General features: G+C 67.4%; 1 protein-coding gene and 1 pseudogene. Both read right to left on the bottom strand.

The window, feature by feature from the left end:
* Window positions 1-351: pseudogene (locus tag L995_RS28305) on the bottom strand (hypothetical protein); the annotation flags it as partial.
* 12 nt (window positions 352-363) lie between these two features.
* On the bottom strand, window positions 364-1,021 hold a 658-nt coding region (locus L995_RS34550), incomplete at its 5' end, for a hypothetical protein (protein WP_052195881.1).

The raw sequence follows: 1,021 nt of genomic DNA, 5'->3' as shown, positions 1-1,021 counted from the left end.
GAAGCCCGACTCTTGCATCTGCATGAAGGACTCCAGCATGCCCGCCGTGAGCCGCACGCTGACCTTTGCGCCCGCGGGCCAGTCCATGGGGCCGCCGGCATCCCATGGCAGTTCTACCCCGCGATCCACGATCAGGTTCACGCCATCGATCTGGCGGATCGTGACGACCTCCCACTGTCCGGGCATCGTGGCGTCCGTGATGGTCGCGCGCAGGGAGCGCGTCCCGCTGGGGTTGGCAAAGCCGTCCAGGCCCGCGCCCGTGGTCACGATCGTGCCGTACCCCGGATCACCGCTGTCGTTGGTCAGGGCCGAGGCCAGCACGGTCTCGGCGTTGTTGGAAAACAGGTCCATGGCCCTGCCTCCTTACGCCGGCACCAGCGAGAAGATGCGCGCGGCGCCGTTGGACCACTGCACCACCAGGCCGCCGCCATTGGTGGCCAGCGGCAGGCCCAGCACGTCGGTGATGCGTGCGATCAAGGGCGACGTGGCCGGCGTGCCGGTGTCCTTGTACAGCAGCACGCTGCCGATGGTGGAGCCGGCGGCCAGAGCGCCGAAGTTGGCATCGTCGGCATCCAGCACGCCGCCGGCAACGCTGCGGCCATCCAGGGGCAGTGCCGAACCGATGAGCGTGCCCACGTCCGGGAGGAACTCATGCGCCGCGTCATAGACATAGGCGCTGGGCAGCAGGGCCACGCGGATGTTGTCGGCCGAGAAGTTAATGGAGCCGGACCACATCTTCTCCGCGCCCTTCGGGTAGATCGGCAGGTTGATGCGCGCGATCTTCTTGACGCCGTTGTCCCAGGGGATGGTCACGGCGCCGCCGTTGGTGGACATGGGCAGGCCTGTCACAGTGTCCAGGAAGAACAGCACCGGCGACGTGGAAGTGTTGCCCGTGTCCTTGAAGATCACGACCGAGCCGATGGTCGAGCCCGGTGCCAGGGCGCCGAAGTCCAGATCGTCCGCGTCCAGCACGCCGCCGGTGATCGTCTTGTTGAGCAGGGGCTGGGCCGTGCCGATGATC

This window comes from Delftia sp. ZNC0008 (assembly GCF_000799035.1).
GTDB lineage: Bacteria > Pseudomonadota > Gammaproteobacteria > Burkholderiales > Burkholderiaceae_C > Comamonas > Comamonas tsuruhatensis.
The sequence above is the reverse complement of the archived record's forward strand: the minus strand, read 5'-3'. Positions and strand labels throughout refer to the sequence as shown.